We start from the raw sequence: 22276 nt of genomic DNA, 5'->3' as shown, positions 1-22276 counted from the left end.
TTAGCCGTTAGCCGCCGCAGGATTCTCAGCTCGATGTGCGAAGCCTGTTCATCGATGCTCAAAGGCGCTTCACCATCGCCAGCGCACGGTGGCGTCGCCACCTAGCGTCTCGCGGCGCGCGCCGCTTGCGTTCGTCGCGTAATGCACGCTCAGGAAGACGCTGCCCCGCGCACTCAGGTTCACGGCGACGCCGGCTGCAATATCGGCGATCGTCGCCGATGACTGCGCCGGGATGTCGGTCGTACCGTCGAACGTCACATGGCTCGTGGCACTGAAGTAGCGCCAGAGATTCACGCGTGCGTACGGTTGCCAGGTCGCGCCCAGTGCCTGCATCCGCCCGGTCAACCGCACGCCGAGGCGGGCTGCGACGGCGTTGGGGTTAGTGAAGGCGACGCTCGAAATGCCATCGTTGAGATCATCGATGCCCGTGTGCTGCCAGATCACCTGCGCCTGCGGTTCGATGCTCAGTCCTGCCGCCAAGGGGAACGGCAAACCGGCCTCGATGGATCCCGCTATCGACCGGCCATGCGTGGTCGTGCTGACGCCGTCGTTCGACGACGGTTTGATCGTCAATGTGCTCCCGATCACAACGGTATCGGTGTACCAGCCACCGGCGCCAATATGCGTCCAGTAAGCGCCTACGCTCCCGGCATCGATACTCAGGCTGCCCGCCTGCACGGCCGGCATGCCGAGCGCGAAACCGCTCACATCGCCTGACGCGCGCGCCACGCCGAGCAGAAATCCATAGTGGTCCCGATGCCCGTCGGCGGTGGTGTTGGCATAGACATCCTGACCAATTTGCATACCCCCGATCGCGCCGTTGAAATGCGGATCGACGCCTGTGTCGCTGCTCGTGATCGTCCGGTTGCCCCAGACACGGCTCCACGCCGCACGCAGCGCACCCGTCTCGTTCAACTGCGATTGGTCGCCCGCGCGGTCTTGAAAAGTGCCGATCTGCTGTATGCCGAGTTCGCGCGTCAGCGATGAAACCTCTGCATAGATCGGTACCTCAATTCGATAGAGTGGCGTCGGGTCCGCCTGCAGCGGTGGCGACACGGGGGGTGGCGGCGTCACGGGCGGCGGTGACACGGGCGGTGGTGACACGGGCGGTGGTGTCACGGGCGGTGGTGTCACGGGCGGCGGTGTCACGGGTGGCGGTGTCACGGGTGGCGGTGTCACGGGTGGCGGCGGTGGTGGCGTGATGCTCGATCGCAAATACCAGTTATCCTCCGTCCCCGCTGCAACGCCGCCTCGAAACAGGTAGTACGTGTACGCCCCTGCCTTGACCGGATTCGCCAATGAAAACGCGGTCGGTGCCGTCGTCCCGCCCTGAACTGCCTGCACGACCATGATTCCATCTGCCAAAGTCAGCGCACCCGAGCCACTGGCGTTCGTTACCCCGATCGAGGTATTGCCCGTCGCCGCACCCTGCGAAATCACCAGTTTTCCGCTCGGCGAGCTATCCGTGCCGAGCACGCTCTGCACCAGCAATTGCCCCCCATGACCGACATAGTCGCCGCCGACCACCAACGTGTTGCGCTGGCCCGCGCCGCCAGTCAGATCAATCGTGCCCGCGTTGCTCAAGATCACGCGGCCCCCGTGCGCGGTCGTCGTGATTGCCGATTCGCCACCACCGTTCCAAGCAAGCGTGCTGGTCGAATCGATATCGAATAGGCCCGTTTGCGCCGCCGCATTGCCCAGTGCCACGCCGTGATTATCGAGCGAAAGCCTGCTGCCGTTCGTCAACGCGATGCTGTCCCAGCTCACAAAACGGCCAATGCCGCCGGTTTGCGTATGGTCAAACGTCAGCGCATTTTGACCGGTACCCCCATCGAATGCCGATAACCCAGCGAGGTTAGCGTCACTCAAATTCGACAAAGTGGCGACCACCCCGCCCGCTCCGAACGACACCGTCCCGCCAATGAGACCGCCCCCCAGCCATCCGAAGGTCGTGGCGCCATTGCCCGACGCGAGGCCCTGCGCGATCGATCCCCCCGTGACCGCGATAGTGTTCGCGCCGTTACCAAGCGTGACCGCGCCGCCTATCGCGCCACCCGAGAGCTTGAAATTGGTATCACCGGAGCCGGCCGTCAGGTTCGTATCGATCTGCCCGCCTGACATGGTGAAGGTGTTCTGAGCTGCCGTCAGCGCCACGCTGCCAATGCGCCCGCCCGTGATCGTGACCGCACCGCCGTTCGTCAGCCCTCCCGTCACGCGCCCGCCATTCAGCGTGAAGCGTGGCTGGGGGCCGCCCTGATCCACGGAATCGACCTGCCCCGCCTGCATGACAAACGTATTGATGCCGGTGCCTTGACGGATCAGTCCGGTGACCGTGCCGCCATTCATGTTGAAGGTGTTCACGCCGGTATCGGTCCACACGGCCACGCCGCCCGCACTCGCGATCTGGCCGGTATTCGTGATGGTGATGGCGTACGGGCCGATAGTGGAGATGGCGAGATTAGTCCCGCCCTGAATCACCCCGCTGTTCACAATCAGTGCGCCGCCGCCGGCGATGGACAGCCCCTCGTTCGCGCCCGATATGGTCCCGGCGTTGGTGAACGTGCCACCGCCGTTGGCGTCGATGGCGTTGTCCTGCTCGCTTACGATCCGAGCGCCGGTGGTGTTGTTCAAGGTCACCCCCTGCGCGAAAAACGCGCCGAGTCCGCTCGCTCCATGCGCGATGATCGAACCGGTGTTCGTGACGAGCCCCGCCGAAGCATCGAGGGACACAATGCCGTGCGCGTTCGATCCGGAGACATCGATGAAACCGTTATTTGTCAGCGTTGTGTTGCCTGGTCCGGCCGCCCCCCCGTTCGCGAACAGACCATACGACCGAACGCCTGTGGTTGTAATCGTGCCGCCGTTGACGAGCGCGTCGCCAGAAGTTTCGGCGGCCATGCCATAAGAGTCGTCTCCGGACGTGGTAAGCGAGCCATGGTTGGTCAGCTTGCCGCCGCCGGCTGCGGACAAGTCGAGCATGGCCGCCGACCCCGTCCCGCTCGTGCCAATAACGCCGCTCGCCGTATTCACCATCGTGACCGCTGCCGAGCCGTTGTATATGCCTTCCGACGCCGCGCCGGCCGTATGAATCGAACCTCCATTGGTCACGGAGTTATGCCCGAAGCCGGATGCGCTGCCCGCGGAGGTGATGCCATCGAATGAGTCGGCGGTGTTTTGGATCGTGCCGAAGTTCTGTACAGTGCTCGAATCGCGGATAACGATGCCACTGCTGTTGTTCACGCTGATGCCGGCGCCTGGCAGCATGAGGACCGTGACACCGGTACTGCCCGCGACGGCCACGACGGGCAGCGTAGAAGGATTGGGCGCATTGGCGTTGCACGTGGCGGTTTCTCCGCTCGCAGGCGCGAGGTTGTCGCAAACGGCGAGTGTGGACGGAGCGCGCAACAGGCACGCCATGCCAATCGACAGCCGCGATAGCACACATGTTCGAGACGCCAGCATGGACGGCAACGACAGGCGCGTTCGGCGCATCTTCTTGTCTCCACGTTTCAGGTTGACTGAAGCGTTTGCCCGGTCGCGCTTACTGCATGCAAAACTATCTGCACGCGAGTGGCCAGGCGAGGGACTCGAAGGGTAATGCACGATTTACGCAGATGCAATCTTGCGAAAAGTGTTCCGGAAAGGGCTCATTGAATCGCTGGGAGCCTTAATGGGCGGGGCTTTCAGCTTTCCCTGAAATAACCGCGCCAGACGTTTTCAAGGTCGTTGGCAATCAAGTTCTTTCCGCTTCGAAAACGCTCGATAAGCAAAATCAAGCCGCCGATCGATGAGTAAAACATCACGCACATAATGCAAAAAACGCGGCGTCCGTTTCCGGATCAGCCGCGTTTTTTTTGCGCCGGTCAGCGCCCTTCACACTTTCTTCACTCTCCGCGCATCAGGACTCGACGTCTTCCAGGCTGAAAATCTCGGTCTGGTCGTTGTACGAGAAAATCTCGCCGTAACGGCCCCAGTTGATCACCGCGTCCAGTGTTTCCTCGGCGGCTTTATCGGAGAGAAAATCCTCCAGCTCCTGCTCGAAGCGCACGCGCGGCGCACGATGCCCCGGCCGCTCGTTCAGCACCTTCTTGATCCGTGCGGCGAGCGGCACGTGCCGCAGCAAATGCTCCGCGAACATCATCTTGCGTTCCTGCGTTCCGAACTCGGCGAACACGCGGGCCGGCGGAGTCAGGAAGATGTCGCCCTCGCGCACATCGGCGAAACCCAGATGCTGCAGCACTTCGGCCACCGGAAACAGATCATCCACTTCCAGATGCAGCGAACGCGCGATCTCCGGCATATCGGCGCGGCCGTGGTATGGATCGGCGGCCAACGTTTCGATCAGACCGGCCATCAGGTTGGTCGAGACCTGCGGCAGCCAGCTGCTCAGTTCCAGGCCCTTCTTCTTTCCTTCGTCAAGTTGACGCGCGGTCATCTTGGCGTAGATATCGTCGACCAAGCGGCGGAACGCGGGGTCGAGCCGATTGCGCGGATGTTTGAACGGAACCTTGATTTCTGCGATCACTCGCCCCGGATTGGACGACAGCACCAGGATCCGGTCGCACATGAACACCGCTTCCTCAATATTGTGCGTCACGATCAGCACGGACTTGATCGGCATCTTGCCCTGCGTCCAGAGATCGAGCAGGTCGGTACGCAAGTTCTCGGCCGTCAGCACGTCGAGCGCGGAGAAGGGCTCGTCCATCAGCAAGAGCGTGGGGTCGACAACCAAAGCGCGCGCAAACCCCACGCGCTGGCGCATCCCGCCCGACAACTCACGCGGATACGCGTTCTCGAAACCGTCCAGGCCGATCAGATCGATGGCTGCCAGCGCCCGCTCGCGCCGCACCTTTGCCGGCACGCCCTGCGCCTCGAGTCCCGCTTCCACGTTCTGCAGCACAGTCAGCCATGGAAACAGCGCGAAGGTCTGGAAGACCATGGCCACGCCTTTCGCCGGGCCGTGCAACGGCTCGTTCAGATAAGTGACCTGACCGCCTGTTGGCTCGATCAGCCCGGCGATGATCCGCAGCAGCGTCGACTTGCCGGAACCGGAACGGCCCAGCAACCCGACGATCTCGCCTGCGTTGAGCGTCAGGTTCACGTCTTCGAGAACAAGTAGTTCACCCTGCGTCTTGTTGAAGCCGCGACTGATGTTGTCGACGCGCAGGATTTCCTCGCCGAGACGCGGTGGGATCGGCGGCGTTTGGGTAGTCGTATTGGTCTGCGTTGACATAGGCGCTCGCGCGTTGCTGATTACAGGAATTTAATAGTACGGCCGCTGGAGGCGGCAGTTCAGTCAGGGGCGGTGTGCGGCAAATTGCCGGTCCGATGACCGGCTGCATATTCAGGCTTCAAACTCAGTCCAGCCTCAGCCGCGCTTCGGCATAAGCGAACAACGGGCGCCACAAGAGCCGGTTAAAGAGTGTGACGAACAGCGACATTACGGCAATACCGAGAATGATTTTCGGATAGTCGCCGTTGGTCGTGCTTTCCGCTATATACGCGCCAAGCCCGTGCGCCACGATCTTCGTATTCCCCCACGACACCGCTTCCGCCACGATGCTCGCATTCCACGCCCCGCCCGATGCGGTGATCGCACCAGTGACGTAGTACGGGAAAATGCCCGGCAGGATGGCCTGGCGCCACCACTGCCAGCCTTTGATCTGGAAATTGGTGGCCGCTTCACGGTAATCGTTCGGATACGACGTCGCCCCGGCAATCACGTTGAAGAGGATATACCACTGCGTGCCGAGCACGATCAGCGGCGAGAGCCAGATATCCGGGTTCAGGTTGAACTTCACGATCACCACGACAAACACCGGGAACAGCAGGTTCGCCGGGAACGCGGCCAGGAACTGCGCGAGCGGCTGGATCTTGCTGGCCAATGCGGGTCGCAGCCCGATCAACACCCCGACCGGAACCCAGATCACCGAAGCAAGCGCGATCAGCAGCATCACGCGAAACAACGTGATCAAGCCGAGCCAGAAGACGTGCCAGACTTCGCCCCACGTCACGCCGGTGCTCACGAAAACCGTCACTTTCCACACCAGGAACACCGTCAGCGCGAGAACGATGATCGCCCACGCGATATCGCCGACACGGGACGGATTGCGGGACTGGGTGCGCGCCCTGGACGTCGACCCGCCCAACGCGCCTATCGGGAATGCCGGGAATTTCGGCAGGCGGCCTTGCAGCGAGGGCAGCTTCAACGGCACCCGCGCCATCTTGCCGATCATCCATCCCGCCGGCACGAGCAACTGGTGAATCAGGCGAGTGCGGCGAATCAGGTCGAGCAGCCACGACTCCGGCACGTTGCCCGAACTCGTGTTTTCCATGCGGAATTTGTCGGCCCAGGCGACCAGCGGACGGAACATGAGCTGATCGTAGGCGAGGATCACAACAGTCATTGCCAGGATCACCCAGCCGATCGCGCCAAGATTGCGCTCGCCAATAGCAGTTGCCAGATAGGCGCCAATACCCGGCAGCACGATGGTGCGGTTACCGACCACGATAGCTTCGGAGGCGACCACGAAGAACCAGCCGCCTGACATCGACATCATCATGTTCCAGATGAGGCCGGGCATGGAGAACGGCACTTCGAGCTTCCAGAAGCGCTGCCAGTTGGTCAGGTGGAAACCGCGCGAGACTTCATCGAGATCGCGCGGCACGGTGCGCAGCGACTGATAGAAGCTGAACGTCATGTTCCACGCCTGGCTCGTAAAAATGGCGAAGATCGCCGCCAGCTCGGCGCCGAACACGCGACCCGGAAACAACGCGAGAAAGAACGTGACCGTGAACGAGATATAACCGAGCACGGGCACCGACTGGAGAATATCCAGGATCGGCACGAGCACGACGGACGCCCGCCGGCTCTTCGCCGCAAGCGTGCCGTAGATCAGTGTGAAGACCAGTGAGGCGACCATGGCCGCGAGCATGCGCAAGGTGGTGCGCAGCGCGTATTCGGGAAGGTTCGCCGGATCGAGCGAGATAGCCTGGGTTTGCAGTGTCGAGATGGGCGCGAGCGTCTCGTGAAAGCCGACCACGGTGAGCGCGAGCACGCAGATAATCAGCGGGAACGCGACGAAGTCCCATCGATTAGGCAACAAACGCAACGCCGAAGCGTTCGCCGTTCGAGTCAGGTTAAAGCCAAAATCCATTCCACGCCCTTCCCGTTGAGGCTCGTTGCAGCAAGCGTTTCGTCGCGCGAGGCAACGTCCGGCGCCTGTGTTCTTGCCTGTGTTCTTATTTTCAAGCGGCTACGCCGCTCTTCCCTCTGTCCGCTTCTGCCAAGCCTGCCAAGCGTCGGTGCGGCCTGACCACGCCTCCCTTCCCTCTCAACACCAAGCGGCGGAATTCTGCGCGTTTCGGGCAAGCACCGGCGCATGGTCCGGTGCCATTGCGCACTCGATTGCCCCGGCCGCCATACAACTTGACCATTTCAGAAACGCACGACACTACACCAACCTTTGTTTCACGCACAACCTCGGCCAGCGTGTCTGTTGCTTGTTTTCTGGAGCCATCACGCCCAATGTCGCCTACGGCCTAAACGGCTAACCCTGGCGAACGAAAACACGCGGTTCAGAAACTCGCACTCGTGCCGATAAGAACTTGATGGCCGGGAGAAAACGTCGTCCAATCAAGGCGCAGGGGCGCGGGCCGAGTGAGTGAACCGGAGCGAGCCTGAGCAAAAAAGGACTGCAGGACAACCCCAACGCGAACGAGCAAAGCATGAGGTGCCGCTGACGCCGGTTCCGGCCTTCAGCAATGGCACTTGGGCGAACTACCGATGTGCGCGCGGCTGCGCCCGGTAAGATGCTCACATGCCGGTAAAACACTCATAACATGCTCGTTGCGCGGGTTGTCACAATCTCGCGCCACAGTCAGACAGGCCAGAGGATCGATGAACAAGACAACCTTTCACCGCGCCATAGCGACGCTCGCCTTCGCGTTGCTCGCATGCGTGTGCTGGGTTGCCGCCGGGATGGTGTCGGACCGAATGGTACAGCAAGAACTGGCCACGTCGGTACGCGTGGAGCAGCAAATGGCTGCGTCGATCGTCGACAACACCGCGCAGATCATTGCCAGCGACCTCGCCATGTCCCGGGCGATTCCGGCCACTATCGCCGAAATGGACATGATCCAGCTGGCGCTCGCCCAATCCCACAGTTCCCCTGAAGAAATCAGGCAAACCGAGCCTGAGCGGCGAGCAAAGTGGCTCGCCGTGCCGGCGCTCGCCAAACTCGACAACTTCCTGCGCAACGCCCGCGGCTTCACGGGCCTCGACTATGTGTGGGTCGTCAATAGCGACGGATTTTGCGTGGCATCGAGCAATGGCATCGACTCGAACAGCTTCGTTGGCACCGACATGCGCATGCGCGCTTATATCCAGAAAGCGCTGCTCGGCGCGTTCAACGAAACGTACGGCGTCGGCCGGATGAGCGGCGATCCCGGCATTTTCATCGCCACGCCGGTGTATCACGACGGCCTCCTGGTAGGCGCGGTGATCGCGAAAGTGAGCGTCGACCGCTTGCGCCACTGGGTGGCGCGCGAGGGCACATTTGTTACCGACAGCAACGGCGTGATCGTCATGGCGCACGAAAGCCAACTCGAGAACCGTGTCATGCCCGATTCGCCCGTGCTGCGGATGTCTCGATCGGAGCGGCTGGACGCGTATCGGCGGGTCGATTTCCGTGCGCTGCAGCTGACCAACATCGGCGAACGCGTGCGGGCGGACGCGCCTTGGCTGCCCCCTTCGCTCGCGCGCTCTTTTTTCTCCTCCGGCGACAGCAACACGCCCTCTCTCTACGACGAACGCACCGGTCTGAACTCAGGGCTTGCCGCGCACATTGTCCATCCGCTGCCGAACTGGGCGGAAATTGTGAGCAATCAACGTCGTGACCGGCTGCTGGTGTTCCTGACGGCGCTCGGCGTGAGCCTGCTGGCCATTGTGATCACTGTGTCATATCTGCGCGAACGGCGGCTGCACCGCGCCACTCGCCATCTGGCCAACCAGTTGCAGTCGGCCAACACGCTGCTGTCCGCCGAAGCCCGGCACGACGCGTTGACCGGCGCGCTGTCACGGCGTTATTTCCTGGACACGCTGCGCCGCGAAGTCGAGCTGGCCCGCTCGGCGGGCGGGCCGCTGTCAGTTGCAATCGCCGATCTTGACTATTTCAAGCAGGTGAACGACCGCTTCGGCCATGCAACCGGCGACCGCGCGCTCGAACATTTCGTGCGGATGTGCGAGGAGCAACTGCGCGCGAGCGACGGCGTCGGGCGGTTGGGTGGTGAGGAATTTGGTCTGCTGCTGCCACATACCGCGCTCGCCGATGCCCACACGGTTCTCGAACGCCTGCGCAAGCGCTTCAACCAGGAGCATTGCGCCTATCTCCCCGACGACACCACGCTGAGCGTGAGCATTGGCATCACGGAACTGAGCGACGGCGACACCGCTGAGAACCTGCTCAAGCGCGCAGATCTGGCGTTGTATGCGGCGAAATCGGGAGGGCGCGATCGCAGTGAAGTGCGCCCGGCCGACTCCCGGCCACCCATGCCGCGGCACCCCGAAACGGCCTGACGCGAAGATAGAAGCGAAGATAAAACGGCAATTTAGCGAGACGTTGGCTGAAAGGCGTGGTGCGGCACCGGCACGACAGCAGGTATTATCGATCTTCGAGTTCGATATCTGCCGTTATCAGGAGGGGTGCATGAGGGGAAATCTGGTCATTGTCTGCCGCGATCAGGACGCTGAAGCGTTTGATCACTTGCTGGCCGAGTATGGTGCGTTCCAGACGAAGCTCTCTTCGACTACCTGGTATTTGCGCCTCGATGTCGCGCCTGAAGTGATCCAGGAGGAAATCCTGGCGCGGTTCGGCAAATACACCACACACTATATTTTCGAGGCCGCGACCGTGACGTACAACACGGTCGACAGCGAAGCGGCTTCTGCGCTCAATACCTTGTTCGACTAGGAGGTCGCCTGGCGCCAGGCTCGGGTTTGCTGGCGCTGCGGGGTTCTGGCGGTGGGATTTTCGCCGCGGGGTTTTCACCGCGCCCGAACCCCGCCGCTCGGGCACCCTAGGCCCCGGGATGGTCAATCACATCATGCGCGCTTCGTGCAGCACGTCGCCATGCAACATCTCGGCCGAGCGCGCCACCACATCAAAAGGAAAGGTCATTACGACCTGCAGGCCGCCTTCGGGGCGATTGCCAATTTCGCATTCACCGCCCGCCCGCCGTACCAGCCGCTCAACAATCGCAAGCCCCAGCCCGCTGTGGCCACTGCCGCCGCGCGCCGGATCGAGCCTGACGAACGGTCGGCTCGCCTTCACTAGATCATGTGCCGCGATCCCGCTGCCGCTGTCCATGACCCGCAAAATCCAGCCATTCGTCCCGCGCAACGTTTCGATCACAACCGGTGGCGCACCGTACGCGTGAGCGTTGTCGAGCAGGTTCGACAACAAGCGGTCAAGCGTGGCAGCGGGCAATGCGAAATCCCGCCCGGCCGTGAGCCGGGTCTGGACAGATGGCGCTCCCACCGTGACCGCGCGATAACTGCGCGCAATGCGCTCGCATTGTTGATCGACTTCGGCTGGCTCGCTGCGATCGGCGCCGTCGTGCGCGAACACAAGGAACTGATCGACGATATGCGCCATGGAATCCACGTCGCGCACCACGCCATCCCGCAGTTTCGCTTCGTCCATCATTTCAGCACGCAGGCGCAAACGCGCAAGCGGCGTCTTCAGATCATGGGCGACCCCCGCCAGCATGACCGCGCGATCGCTTTCCGTCTGCTCCACTTCGCGCACCATCTGGTTGAACCCGTGGGTCAACTGCCGCAGCTCGCGCGGACCACGTTCCGGTACCGGCGGAGTAGGTTCTCCCCGGCCAAAGCGCCCGACAGCCTGCGCCAGCGAACGCAACGGTGTCTGCAATTGCCACGCGGCAAAGAGCGCAGCCATTACCGCCGTGGAAAATATAATCGCCAGCCAGAGCAGCATCCGGTCGCGCGAACGCGGCGGACGCAAAGGTTGCACAGGCACAACGATCCAGTTGGCGTCCTTCGCGCCTCGCACCCACAGGCGCGGCGGGCCGCCCGGCTCGCCCATGCGAACGTCGGTGCCGTCCGGCAGACGATCCCGCAAGTCGTCGATAAACCGACCGAACTGCGGCGGCGCGTGGCTGGTATCGGCGTCGGTGAAGGGTTTGGGAACGTCAGGACTGTTGGGGTCGACCACGCGCACGCTCGATGGCAGCGGCTGATCCGGCGAATTCGCGATGTGCTGGCGCACGGCGTCGACCAGGAACGCGGCCTCTTCTACCGCGTAGCGAGTTTGCGTTTGATCCCGCTCGAGCCGGATGACCGTGAACCATGCGACGTGCGACAACACGAGCACGCCAATGACCAGGACAACCAGCCGGCCGAACAGTGAATCAATGGGCCGACGCATTTTGCTCGCCGTCCGGCACGAACACATAACCGCGTCCGCGCACAGTCTGGATAAACCGCGGCGTAGACGGATCGGTTTCGAGGATCCGGCGCAGACGCCACACCTGCACGTCGATACCGCGGTCGGTGCCGTCGTATTCCGGACCGTGCAGCAGTTCGAGCAGGCGCTCGCGCGTCAGCGTGCGCATGGGGTGATTGACGAAAATCTTCAGCAATGCGAACTCGCTGCCCGACAGCGTAAGCGGCGTTTCGTCCTGATGAAGCGTGCGTGACTGGAAGTCGAGCCGGAAACGCCCGAATGAAAACGGTTCGCGTTGCTCGGGGGCCGCCGACGGTATTGTGCGGCGCCGGCGCAACACAGCCTGCACGCGCGCCAGCAACTCGCGCGGATTAAAAGGCTTGCCGAGATAGTCGTCAGCACCGAGTTCCAATCCGACAATGCGATCCACGTCGTCCGCGCGCGCCGTCAGCATGATCACCGGAATGTCGTCACCCGAAGCACGAAGCTTGCGCAACGCGGTCAGTCCGTCCACGCCCGGCATCATCAGGTCGAGCACGATCAGATCCGGGCGCTCGCGTTCGAGGCGCCGTTCAAGGGTGCCCGCGTCATGCAGCACCGATACCTCGATGCCTTGCCGGACCAGATAGTCGCGCAGAAGGTCGCGCAGTTCAGCGTCGTCGTCGACGACAAGTATTTGAGTAGCCATGCGACGCAGTTTAACGCCTGCGCGTGGCCTCCACGTTGCAAACACACCAGAAACGTTTACTGGGTGTTACCGCGAAAGGCGAAAGTAAACCGGCGTAATAACGAGGCCCCTGCTCGTAACACGCGGTTTGCGGCGACTGTCTACGCTGTGACTTACCGAAGGCGCGACCATCAAAACGGCGCCGCCAGATCGGCTTTGGAAATCAAAAAAGGAGTAGACCATGTTGAAGCAGTCCCGATTCCTCGCCATCACCGCCGCTGCGCTCGCCCTGTCGATCGGCGGGGTCAACGCCGCCAGCGCCGCCGCGCCCGATACGCCGCCGCCAGGGGGCCCGGGCATGATGGGCGCCCCGGGCGGGCATCATGGGGAAATGCGGATGAAGAAAGAGATGGACAAGTTGCACAGCCAACTGAATCTCAACGCAGACCAGGAAAAAGCTTGGCAGGCCGCGCTTGGCACCATGAAGCAGAATCATGAGGCCATGCGTGCAAGCCACAAGCAGATGCATGCACAAATGGAGTCAATGAAGCAGCAGCCCATTCTCGACCTGAACGCCATGTACGCGGCGCATCAGAAGATCGAGCAGCAAAATGCCCAGTTGCGCGACCAGACGAGCGCCGCGTGGCTGAACTTCTATAACACGCTGAACGACCAGCAGAAGACCACGGTCAGCACGGCACTCAAGCAGCGCTTTGCAAGAATGGAAGCGCGCCGGGAAAAGATGCATGAGCGCTGGGGTCAGCATCGCGGCATGCAGGGTGCGCCGGCTGGAGCATCCGCCGCTAATCCTTGAGCGTCGTATGAGCACTGTTTGAGGTGGGCATCCGGGCCGCGCGACTGAATCGGCGAGGCCCGCCGGTTCAGTCGCGCGGCTAAGGCCAAGCCGTTCCAATCAACATTGGAGCGGCTTTTTTTGCGTCGACTCAATGCAACACTGTCAATGCCACATTGTGTTTGGGGGCTGAAACGGCGTTCGATACGGACGGTTTCGTGGCAATCCAGCAGACACGCGACGCGATGTCATCCCGGCTCCCCGGGAAATCCGAAGCGCACTAGAGAACACAAAAGGCCGCGGAAAATGCTTCCGCGGCCTTTTGACGTTCTTCAGTTCAAAGCCGGAAAAAACCAGTCTGCAACGGCTCAACGCCAATGCACGCCAATTTACGCCAGGTCGAACAGGATCACTTCAGCTCTGGCGCCTTCATCCAGCGTGACCTTCGACACCCCTTCCAGCTTCGCGGCATCGCCGGCCAGCAGTGCTTCACCGTTTACCGAAATCGTGCCCCGCGCCACATGAACATACACGCGGCGCCCCGCCGGCACGTCGAATTCCGCGCGTTCATCGCCATCGAAAAGACCCGCGTAGACCTCTGCATCGGCACCCAGCTTCACCGCGCCGTCCCGTCCCTGCGGCGACGCGATCACCCGCAGCCGACCACGCTTTTCAGCGTCGTCGAAACGCTTTTCCTCGTAGCCCGGCGCATTGCCCGCTGCGTCCGGAATGATCCAGATCTGCAGGAAATGCGCGGTTTCAGTGGCCGAGCCATTGAACTCGCTGTGCCGCACGCCCGTGCCGGCGCTCATGCGCTGGACATCGCCGGGACGGATGGTCGAGCCGTTGCCCATGCTGTCCTTGTGCGACAGTGCGCCTTCCAGCACGTAACTGATGATTTCCATGTCGCGATGGCCGTGCGTCCCGAAACCCTGCCCGCCCGCAACGCGATCCTCGTTGATCACCCGCAGTGCACCGAAATGCACGTGCCTCGGGTCGTCATAGCCGGCGAAAGAAAAGCTGTGATACGAATCGAGCCAGCCGTGGTTAGCGTGGCCGCGTTCATTGGCGCGTCGAATTTCGAACATATCGAACTCCCGGTGATATTGCGATGGAGAGAATGTAAGGGCACGCACCACGCTAAACAATCGCCCGCGCGGGCACCACACCGTCCTGAAAATGCATGCAATCGCGCCAATGCACGGGGTGTACCGGGAGATTTGGCCGAAGCATCAGGGCAACGGAAAGCCTCGACCGGTCCCCGGGCGCACCGGTCGGCTTCGGGTAGAATACCGGCCTTTTCAAGGGTCAACGGCGCGGGTGATATTGACGCTTCGCTGGAAAGCCGCTCGGGGAAAGCCGCATAGTTCGTCCGCGGACTTCAGTCGGGGGCGATTTTTCGGGTGAAAGGCGTTTGTCGACAAAACGCACCAATTTTGGACACCTAGAATAAGCACCGCCGAAGACGGTCGGTTGGCAGCAGTGCGCCAGGGTACGACAGGAAAGGCGGTGGACGGGCCCGACCAGCGGTTTATTGAGTAGCGGAGTAGCAGATAAAAGTACACCGGCAGCGCGGCTTCTGACGGCGGGTGGCGATAAACCAGGAACACGCAAGGCGGGAGGCCCAGGTTCACCGAACACCCGAAGCACGCCGCCAGAAAGCGGTTACGAGCGATTGCGCAAATTCAGGCAAATTCAGGCAAAAAAAGCGCGGCTAATCTGGCCACACCGAAAACAGCGAAGGCCACGACACACGCGCACGTCATCAAGGACTCACCATGTTTCTGCAAGGCTACGGGCCGCTTATCCTCTCGGGCACATGGCAAACCGTCAAGCTGGCGGTCTTGTCGCTCGTGTTCGCATTCGTGATCGGCCTCCTCGGCGCGGCGGCGAAACTGTCAAGAAACCGCGTTTCGTCGGGCGTCGGCACGATCTACACCACGCTCGTGCGTGGCGTTCCCGATCTCGTGCTGATGCTGCTCCTCTTCTACAGCATCCAGATCTGGCTGAATCACCTCACCGACTTCCTGGGCTGGGAACAGATTGATATCGATCCGTTCGTGGCTGGCGTCATCGTGCTTGGGTTCATCTATGGCGCGTATTTCACCGAGACTTTCCGCGGCGCATTCCTCTCGGTGCCGCGCGGCCAGCTTGAAGCGGGCGCGGCTTACGGCATGACACCGTGGCAAACCTTCTCGCGAATCATGTTCCCGCAGATGATGCGTTTCGCGCTGCCGGGCATTGGCAACAACTGGCAGGTGATGGTGAAAGCAACAGCGCTGGTATCGATCATCGGTTTGGCGGACGTGGTCAAGGCCGCGCAAGATGCCGGCAAGGGCACGTTGCGGTTCTTCTTTTTCACGCTGCTCGCGGGCGCGGTTTATCTCGTGATCACCACGATATCGAATCTTGTGTTGATGTGGCTTGAACGGCGCTACTCGTCGGGCGTACGCAAGGCCGACCTGTAGCCATGAGAAACATGAGAAGCCGAAGGCAATCGCAGCCGGCACGCGGCGCATCTGCGCCAAGCGCCCTCGCTTGAAGAAAATCACAGCAACCCCGGTAACCCCACGCGGCGGAATCCATGCTCGAAATCATCCAGGAATACTGGCGCAACTATTTGTTCACCGACGGTTATCGCATCACCGGCCTCGCCATCACCATGTGGCTGCTGGTTGTATCGATCGGGCTCGGCTTCTGCCTGTCGATCCCGTTGTCGGTCGCCCGGGTATCGAAGAACAAGTTCCTGTCGCGCGGCGTCTGGGTCTATACGTATATCTTTCGCGGCACGCCGCTCTACGTGCAACTGTTGCTCTGCTACACGGGCCTCTACAGCCTGCAAGTGGTCCGCGACCACGTGCTGCTGAACGAGTTTTTCCGCGACGGCATGCATTGCACGCTGCTCGCGTTCACGCTGAATACCTGCGCGTACACCACGGAAATCTTCGCCGGCGCGATCCGGGCGACGCCTTACGGTGAGATTGAAGCGGCGCGCGCGTACGGGATGTCGTCGTTTACGCTCTACCGGCGCGTGATCCTGCCGTCGGCACTGCGCCGGGCGCTCCCCTACTACAGCAACGAAGTGATCCTGATGCTGCATGCGACCACCGTCGCGTTCACCGCCACGGTGCCGGACATTCTCAAGATTGCCCGCGACGTGAATTCCGCTACCTATCAGTCGTTCCAGGCGTTCGGCATTGCCGCCCTGCTCTATCTCTGCATCTCGTTCGCGCTCGTGTGGTTGTTTCGCCGTGCCGAGTACCGCTGGCTCGCCTACTTGCGGCCCCAAGGTAAATAAGCCTCAAGGAACGGCACCTCATGAACACAGCGGCAACCAAGCTTTTCGTCGATAACCTGCATAAACAGTACGGCGACAACGAAGTCCTCAAGGGCGTCTCGCTAAAGGCGAAAGCCGGCGATGTGATCAGCGTGATCGGCTCGTCCGGGTCCGGCAAGAGCACGATGCTCCGCTGCATCAACTTCCTGGAGCAGCCGAATCAGGGCCGGATTTTTGTCGATGGCGAGGAAATCCGCACGCTCAGGGATAAGTACGGCGCGCTGAAGGCGGTCGAACCCAAACAATTGCAGCGCATGCGCACGCGTCTTTCCATGGTGTTCCAGCACTTCAACCTCTGGTCGCACCTGAGCGTGCTGGAAAACGTAATGGAGGCGCCGCTGAAAGTGCTGGGGTTATCGAAACGGGAAGCGCTGGACCGTGCGCGCACCTATCTCGAGAAAGTGGGACTCGCGCCGCGGCTGGAACAGCAGTATCCGTCGCATCTGTCGGGCGGCCAGCAGCAGCGCGTGGCTATCGCGCGGGCGCTGGCCATGCACCCGGACGTCATGCTCTTCGATGAACCCACCTCGGCGCTCGACCCCGAATTGGTCGGTGAGGTGCTGAAGGTGATGCAGACGCTTGCCGAAGAAGGCCGCACGATGATCGTGGTAACGCACGAAATGGCATTCGCCCGCAATGTGTCGAATCACGTGGTTTTCCTGCATCAGGGCCGGATAGAAGAAGAAGGACATCCCGACGACGTTTTCGGCAATGCTCGCAGCGAACGACTTCGGCAATTTCTGTCGGGCAGCCTGAAGTAAAACTACAGATCGGCCATGTTCCGCAGCCAAAAGCGCCCTGAAGGGCGCTTTTTTAGTTTCTATATCTAAACAAGCAAACGTTTTTAAGCCCTTGGTGCATTAACCCCACGCGCATCGTCCGTCAATAGAGTCAATCCATAGCGTTAAGGGTAAAAATCGCCAGAGCCCTTATCCCAAAAGGGTTTTCACTGTTTTTTACACGCTTCGTGCAAACCCGCAACACATCAATCATTGCATTTTCGAGACAGAAAATGGGTTGATAACAATTTTCTTGGCGGCACAAAGGTATTTTGCTAAATTAGTAATCAAAGTACGGAAACGAAGTTCATTAAAAGTAGTTTTACTTCAAAAAGAACTGAGGAGACACCAATCCCAAGGGTTGGTTGTGACATTGGAGCTCAGTCAACGGGCCGCCGGATGTCAAGGAGACCACCCCTTTGCGTGTCACCCCTCTAAATAGTTTCCGGTTCGGTGCGCTGGCGCCGAACCACTACCGCCGCACTTGGGCTTCTATTTTTTGACAGGGTTGGAGGAGATGATGAAGAAAGCTTTGCTCGCGGCTTCGCTGCTGACGGTCGGCGTTGCAGCACACGCTCAAAGTAGCGTGACGCTCTACGGCCGGCTTGATGCCGGTCTCGAATATACGTCAGGCAATCCTACAAGTAATAACGCTGCTGGCGTGTCTACCGGCAGCGCAAATCGCTTCCGTGCGGAAAGCGGCGACTGGGGTACGAGCCTGTGGGGCATGAAGGGTGTCGAAGATCTGGGTGGCGGCAACAAGGCCGTATTCCAGTTGGAAGGCAGCTTCAACACCATGACAGGTCAAGGCCCGGGCAACAACGGCATCTTCAATCGTTGGGCGACAGTCGGTATCGCCAACGACCAGTTCGGTACCCTCTTGCTGGGTCGTGAACTGTTCATCTCGAACGGCGTGTGGGACTTTGATCCGTTCGGTCAGTCGAACTGGTCGTCGGCGTCGCTGGTACGTGGCCGCAACTGGCCGCAATCAAGCAACAACGTGTCGTATCAGTCGCCGAAGATTGCTGGCTTTGACGTGTACGGCCAGTACGCTTTCTCGAACACGACAGGCTTCAACGGTAGCGGCGGCAGCGCGGCAAACCCGGGGCTGGGTCGTGAAGGCGGCCTGCAGGTCACCTACACGAACTCGCTGTTCCAGGTGCGCGGCTTGTACGACGAAATCCGCAACAACGTGAACGGTGGTCTGGGCGACCCGCAACCGGGTTCGCCGAACGGTCCGTTCAGCTACGGCCGCGAATACTTCGCCGGCGTCAACGTGTTCCTCGGTCAGTTCAAGCTTCAGGCCGTGTACCAAGCCTCGCGTACGTCGGGTGAAACCAATGTACCGATCGGCACGCCGACGACGACGGACCAGGAATGGGGCGGTGTGACGTGGCAAGCTACACCGGCTGCAGCGTTGATCGCAGCGGTGTATCACGTCAATGCGAACAATGGTGGCGGCAACGGCAACATCTACACGGTCGGCGGTTCGTACAACCTGTCGAAGCGTACGTTGCTGGACATCCAGGTCGCATCGGCACGTAACAGCAAGAACGCTAACTTTGGTTTGAACGCGAACGCTGCGGGTAACACGGTTTCGACCGACAACCCACTGCCGGGTCACAGCCAGACGGGCGTGTACGCAGGCATCCAGCACTCGTTCTAAGCCGAACGAATCAGCCGGAGCAAGTACGACAGAGAGAGAGTCATAAGGTTTTCACGCTGCTGCGAGAGGCGCGTATCGGTGCGGTGTCCGAAAGGGCATCGCACCGTTTTTTATTTGTTCGTTGGCACCGGTGGACGGGTTTTGTTTGGTGCTTCTGCCGTCGGTTTATTCCTTAGGTACGCCGATTATTTTAGGTTTTTAGTGGCCGTGCTCGGCGGGCGTCAGGTCTCCTTTGGGCAGGTTTCGACTGGCGGGTATTGAGGCAATTGCCTGGGCGCTAACGATCGGGCTTAGCGGTCGGGGAGTTTAGTGCCCAGTCGCCAGGTTCTTGGGCCAGCGGTCTGAGTCTATGCCGGGTTGCTGCTTTCAAGGTTGGTGGTCTATTTAGGTTAGCTAATTTCTTTATCACTATTAGCCACTGTGCGTGGCGGCACGTCATTTCTTTGTCCAAAGCGACAAAGAAACGAAGCAAAGAAAACGCTTTCAAACCACCCTACCCTAAGTGTCCACAGCGTGCAGTTTCTATTCATAGGTGCCCCAAAAGCACGGTGCTCGCCAGAGCCACAGATGTTTGAACCCCTCCTTCTCGCGAATCCTGACACGAACACGCTTCGCCACCAGTGCTCTCGGGCAAGCTAGTTTGCACCCAGATCCGCACGGCGCTCAGCTTCCCTCATGGCGTATCGCACCTGGCACATCGCGCGTGGCGCCGCGATCCCCCACAACGCAAAAAAGCCGCCGATGCGAACCTCGCATCGGCGGCTTTTAACTGCAGCGGTCAATCTGGCGCGTCACATCGCAAGCACCTTCAATCGCGTGCTATGCCCGCCGCGCCGTGGCTCAGCCAGTCAAGAACCGCACCCGTCTCGTCATCACCCGCTTCCCTCACCTTCGTCATCGCTTCACTCACGTCAGCGCCCGCGTTCGGCACCGCACGACGGATCGCCACACCAACCGCCAGAATGTCGATCATCACAAGATGCAAAATGCGCGAAATCATCGACATCTGTGATTCACGAATCTCAATGTGATCCGTCTCCAACGCCACCGTCGCGCGCTTGGCCAACGGCGTGTTGCTAGACGTGATGGCAACCACCGTCGCGCCCTGCTGCATCGCAATCTCAAGCACGCGCAACAACTCCGGCGCACGCCCCGACTTCGATACCGCCACAATCACATCGCCCTTGCCCAACAACGCCGCCGACGCCGCCTGCATGTACAGGTCGCCATACGCAATGGTCGGGATGCCGAAACGGAAGAACTTGTAGTGCGCGTCCTGCGCCACGATGTTCGAATTGCCCAACCCGTAGAACTCGATCCGTCGCGCACCGTTGAGGATATCGATCGCGCGTTCCACATGATCGAAGTTCAAATGCTCACGCAGTTGCAAGATTGCGGACACCGTGTTGTCCAGCACCTTCGCGCCAAAATCCGTGGCAGTGTCGCCCAGATGCACCTGGCTGTGGCTCACCGGAATCGTACCGGTCAGGCCCGTCGCCAGCTTCAGCTTGAAATCAGACAAGCCCTGGCAACCCAGCGACCGGCAGAAGCGAATCACGGTAGGCTGGCTCACGTCGGCCTTGCGCGCAATATCGATGATCGGATCATTGATGATCGAACGCGGATGGTTCAACGCAAGATCAGCCACACGCCGCTCGGCAGGCGTCAACGCATCGCGCATCTGGCGGATCCGCTCGAACACCGCGGACGACCCTCCATTCGCGCGGTTCGACAACTGCTCCGACAGAATGGCCGATACCCCCAGAAACGCCGGATATTCCGCCGTGATGATGAACGTGGGCACGCTCGACAAATACTGTTGAAACCGCCCCTTCGCTTCGAACCGCTCGCGAAACGGCGACTTCGTGAACAACTCGCCCAACTTCAGCACCACCCCGCCGCCGATAAATATCCCGCCCAGCGCGCCCAACGTCACCGCAATGTTGCCGGCAAACGTGCCGAGAATGCCGCAGAAACAGTTCACGGCTTCAAGCGCAATCGCCTCGCCATCATGCGCGCGCTGCGTAATGCTGGCCGACTCGAGATCGTCCGCCACGCTAACGCCATCGCGTTCGGCAAGCGCCTGATAAATCAGCAGCAAACCCGGTCCCGCCGCCACGCGCTCGAACGACACATGCGGCCATTTCTTGCGCGCAAAACGCATTACCAGGTCTTCACGTTCATTCGACGGCGCGAAGCTCGCATGGCCGCCTTCGCTGCCAAGCGCGATCCAGCGGTCATCGGCGGGAATCAGGCCGGACACGCCCAGGCCCGTACCCGGCCCAAGCAAGCCAATCACACTGTTCTGCCGACGCGAACCACCGCCCACTTGCACTCGCTGGGCATCGGTCAGGCCCGGCAACGCCATCGCCAAAGCGGTGAAGTCGTTGACGACCAAAAGCGTGTCGAAGCCCAGCGCGCGGCGCGTGGCCTCGATCGAGAAGCTCCAGTCGTGATTCGTCATGGAGACGTGATCGCCGTCCACCGGATTCGCGATTGCGACGGCCGCATGGTTCACGCGGCTCACCTTGATGTCCTTCAGATACTGCTGCATCGCCTCAGCAATGCCCGGATAGTCCCGGCCGGGATACACGCGGATTTCGCCAATCACGCCCGGCGCGCTTTCGAGCGCGAATCGCGCGTTCGTGCCGCCAACATCGGCCAAAAGCCTGGGTCCGTCGGCGTGCTGACTTCCGGCCGTTACCGTTACGGCCTTACTTTGCACACCAGTAGACATCGAGCCTGACTCCCTGAGCATGTGCCAACGTGGAGATGGCGTTTTTTTGCGGTGCGGCAAGCGCGGCAGTTAGTACATCCAGTTTCTTCTGCCCACTAATGAACAGAAAGAGCTGCTTGACGTCCTTCAGCGCGGACATGGACAACGACACGCGCGCGTGCGGTGCGCTGCCCGGATGAACCGAGATGAACCGGTCAGCCGTGGATATAGCGAAGTCCCACTCGGGCGCATCGGCGAAAATGGACGCCGTATGACCGTCCTCACCCATGCCAAGCACGGCAACGTCAGGCACCCGGCGCTGTGCATCGGCATTCAGATCCGCAATGTGCGCGTCCAGCGGTCGTGCCGTATCCACCAACGGCAGGAAATATGCGCCGCTCGCGGCGTTCTGCAGCAACGTCTCACGCACCAGGCGCGCATTGCTTGCGCCGTCCGTCTCCGGCACCCAGCGGTCATCGACCAGGGTGACGTCGATATGCGCCCAGTCGAGCGCATAGGACGAAAGGGTTTGCAAGAACGGCTTCGGGCTCGTGCCGCCGGATACGGCGAGCGTGGCGTGTTGGGTGGAATTGCCAGCCACAGCGGCATCCGCCGACGCTGCTCCGCGAGCCGCGAGCGTTGCGGTAAGCGCGTCGCCTACCGCTTCTGCCAATGCGTCGGATTGGGCGCTTGGCTCATCAAAAGTATGAAGCTCGATCACTGCTCCTCCATGCTGCCTTGTTTTGGTTTCATTTCGCCCGTCGCGACAACGCTTGAACCACTGCTTGAACCGGTTCTCGCGTCGCGCAACGGGATTTGTCTCGGCTTTAATTGCAACATGTCTACAGCA

General features: G+C 60.9%; 15 protein-coding genes. 7 read left to right on the top strand and 8 right to left on the bottom strand.

The genetic code is table 11. From position 1 onward, the window contains the following. Positions 1-69: 69 nt before the first annotated feature. The 3 genes from SBC1_RS04870 to SBC1_RS04860 all read right to left on the bottom strand — a co-directional run bounded on the left by SBC1_RS04870 (position 70) and on the right by SBC1_RS04860 (position 7157). On the bottom strand, positions 70-3492 hold the full coding sequence (locus SBC1_RS04870; protein WP_165087878.1) for an autotransporter outer membrane beta-barrel domain-containing protein: 3423 nt from the start codon (positions 3490-3492) through the stop codon (positions 70-72). Positions 3493-3898: 406 nt separating this feature from the next. Next, on the bottom strand, positions 3899-5233 hold the full coding sequence (locus tag SBC1_RS04865; RefSeq protein WP_165087875.1) for an AAA-associated domain-containing protein: 1335 nt from the start codon (positions 5231-5233) through the stop codon (positions 3899-3901). A 124-nt stretch (positions 5234-5357) separates the two neighbouring features. After that, the gene (locus SBC1_RS04860; RefSeq protein ID WP_165087872.1) at positions 5358-7157 is read right to left on the bottom strand and encodes an ABC transporter permease subunit; all 1800 of its coding nucleotides are present in this window, start codon (positions 7155-7157) and stop codon (positions 5358-5360) included. A 743-nt stretch (positions 7158-7900) separates the two neighbouring features. Here SBC1_RS04860 and SBC1_RS04855 point away from each other — a divergent pair. Both SBC1_RS04855 and SBC1_RS04850 read left to right on the top strand, forming a co-directional pair. Then, a complete protein-coding gene (locus tag SBC1_RS04855; RefSeq protein ID WP_165087869.1) occupies positions 7901-9577 on the top strand; it encodes a sensor domain-containing diguanylate cyclase in 1677 nt (558 codons plus the stop codon). A gap of 130 nt (positions 9578-9707) precedes the next feature. Next, entirely contained in the window at positions 9708-9971 is a 264-nt protein-coding gene (locus SBC1_RS04850) for a hypothetical protein (protein ID WP_165087864.1), read from the top strand. A gap of 126 nt (positions 9972-10097) precedes the next feature. On the opposite strand, the gene SBC1_RS04845 is transcribed toward SBC1_RS04850, so the two are convergent. After that, a complete protein-coding gene (locus SBC1_RS04845; protein ID WP_165087861.1) occupies positions 10098-11450 on the bottom strand; it encodes an ATP-binding protein in 1353 nt (450 codons plus the stop codon). After that, positions 11434-12156, bottom strand: a complete 723-nt coding sequence (locus tag SBC1_RS04840) for a response regulator (protein WP_047896230.1) — start codon at positions 12154-12156, stop codon at positions 11434-11436. Before SBC1_RS04840 ends, SBC1_RS04845 begins: the two co-directional genes overlap by 17 nt. Positions 12157-12376: 220 nt before the next feature. Between SBC1_RS04840 and SBC1_RS04835 the strand changes: the two genes are divergently transcribed. Then, a complete protein-coding gene (locus SBC1_RS04835) occupies positions 12377-12949 on the top strand; it encodes a periplasmic heavy metal sensor (protein ID WP_165087857.1) in 573 nt (190 codons plus the stop codon). A gap of 368 nt (positions 12950-13317) precedes the next feature. Here SBC1_RS04835 and SBC1_RS04830 read toward each other — a convergent pair whose 3' ends face one another. After that, positions 13318-14016, bottom strand: coding sequence for a pirin family protein (locus SBC1_RS04830; protein ID WP_165087854.1), 699 nt, complete (start codon positions 14014-14016; stop codon positions 13318-13320). A gap of 690 nt (positions 14017-14706) precedes the next feature. On the opposite strand from SBC1_RS04830, the gene SBC1_RS04825 reads away from it, so the two are divergent. The 4 genes from SBC1_RS04825 to SBC1_RS04810 all read left to right on the top strand — a co-directional run bounded on the left by SBC1_RS04825 (position 14707) and on the right by SBC1_RS04810 (position 18710). Beyond that, on the top strand, positions 14707-15396 hold the full coding sequence (locus SBC1_RS04825; RefSeq protein WP_165087851.1) for an ABC transporter permease: 690 nt from the start codon (positions 14707-14709) through the stop codon (positions 15394-15396). 116 nt (positions 15397-15512) lie between these two features. Further along, a complete protein-coding gene (locus SBC1_RS04820; protein WP_165087847.1) occupies positions 15513-16226 on the top strand; it encodes an ABC transporter permease in 714 nt (237 codons plus the stop codon). 20 nt (positions 16227-16246) lie between these two features. Beyond that, the gene (locus SBC1_RS04815; protein WP_165087844.1) at positions 16247-17026 is read left to right on the top strand and encodes an ABC transporter ATP-binding protein; all 780 of its coding nucleotides are present in this window, start codon (positions 16247-16249) and stop codon (positions 17024-17026) included. A gap of 538 nt (positions 17027-17564) precedes the next feature. Next, positions 17565-18710, top strand: a complete 1146-nt coding sequence (locus SBC1_RS04810) for a porin (protein ID WP_165093064.1) — start codon at positions 17565-17567, stop codon at positions 18708-18710. Positions 18711-19518: 808 nt separating this feature from the next. On the opposite strand, the gene SBC1_RS04805 is transcribed toward SBC1_RS04810, so the two are convergent. Together SBC1_RS04805 and pgl are read right to left on the bottom strand one after the other, a co-directional pair. After that, positions 19519-21447 (bottom strand): bifunctional transcriptional regulator/glucokinase, encoded by a 1929-nt coding sequence (locus tag SBC1_RS04805; protein WP_165087841.1) that lies wholly within the window; start codon positions 21445-21447, stop codon positions 19519-19521. Continuing rightward, positions 21425-22147 carry a 6-phosphogluconolactonase gene (pgl, locus tag SBC1_RS04800; RefSeq protein ID WP_165087836.1) on the bottom strand — a complete coding sequence of 241 codons (723 nt, stop codon included), beginning with the start codon at positions 22145-22147 and terminating at the stop codon, positions 21425-21427. The genes SBC1_RS04805 and pgl overlap by 23 nt, the downstream gene beginning before the upstream one ends. Between the last annotated feature and the right edge of the window lie 129 nt (positions 22148-22276).

It is taken from the genome of Caballeronia sp. SBC1, from assembly GCF_011493005.1.
Classification (GTDB): Bacteria; Pseudomonadota; Gammaproteobacteria; order Burkholderiales; family Burkholderiaceae; genus Caballeronia.
This window is presented reverse-complemented; position numbering and strand designations above follow the sequence as displayed.

Excerpts from the sequence above, each read along its gene's own strand:
- SBC1_RS04870 (WP_165087878.1), bottom strand. The coding sequence starts at position 3,492 with ATGCGCCGAACGCGCCTGTCGTTGCCGTCCATGCTGGCGTCTCGAACA.
- SBC1_RS04865 (WP_165087875.1), bottom strand. The coding sequence starts at position 5,233 with ATGTCAACGCAGACCAATACGACTACCCAAACGCCGCCGATCCCACCG.
- SBC1_RS04860 (WP_165087872.1), bottom strand. The coding sequence starts at position 7,157 with ATGGATTTTGGCTTTAACCTGACTCGAACGGCGAACGCTTCGGCGTTG.
- SBC1_RS04855 (WP_165087869.1), top strand. The coding sequence starts at position 7,901 with ATGAACAAGACAACCTTTCACCGCGCCATAGCGACGCTCGCCTTCGCG.
- SBC1_RS04850 (WP_165087864.1), top strand. The coding sequence starts at position 9,708 with ATGAGGGGAAATCTGGTCATTGTCTGCCGCGATCAGGACGCTGAAGCG.
- SBC1_RS04845 (WP_165087861.1), bottom strand. The coding sequence starts at position 11,450 with ATGCGTCGGCCCATTGATTCACTGTTCGGCCGGCTGGTTGTCCTGGTC.
- SBC1_RS04840 (WP_047896230.1), bottom strand. The coding sequence starts at position 12,156 with ATGGCTACTCAAATACTTGTCGTCGACGACGACGCTGAACTGCGCGAC.
- SBC1_RS04835 (WP_165087857.1), top strand. The coding sequence starts at position 12,377 with ATGTTGAAGCAGTCCCGATTCCTCGCCATCACCGCCGCTGCGCTCGCC.
- SBC1_RS04830 (WP_165087854.1), bottom strand. The coding sequence starts at position 14,016 with ATGTTCGAAATTCGACGCGCCAATGAACGCGGCCACGCTAACCACGGC.
- SBC1_RS04825 (WP_165087851.1), top strand. The coding sequence starts at position 14,707 with ATGTTTCTGCAAGGCTACGGGCCGCTTATCCTCTCGGGCACATGGCAA.
- SBC1_RS04820 (WP_165087847.1), top strand. The coding sequence starts at position 15,513 with ATGCTCGAAATCATCCAGGAATACTGGCGCAACTATTTGTTCACCGAC.
- SBC1_RS04815 (WP_165087844.1), top strand. The coding sequence starts at position 16,247 with ATGAACACAGCGGCAACCAAGCTTTTCGTCGATAACCTGCATAAACAG.
- SBC1_RS04810 (WP_165093064.1), top strand. The coding sequence starts at position 17,565 with ATGAAGAAAGCTTTGCTCGCGGCTTCGCTGCTGACGGTCGGCGTTGCA.
- SBC1_RS04805 (WP_165087841.1), bottom strand. The coding sequence starts at position 21,447 with ATGTCTACTGGTGTGCAAAGTAAGGCCGTAACGGTAACGGCCGGAAGT.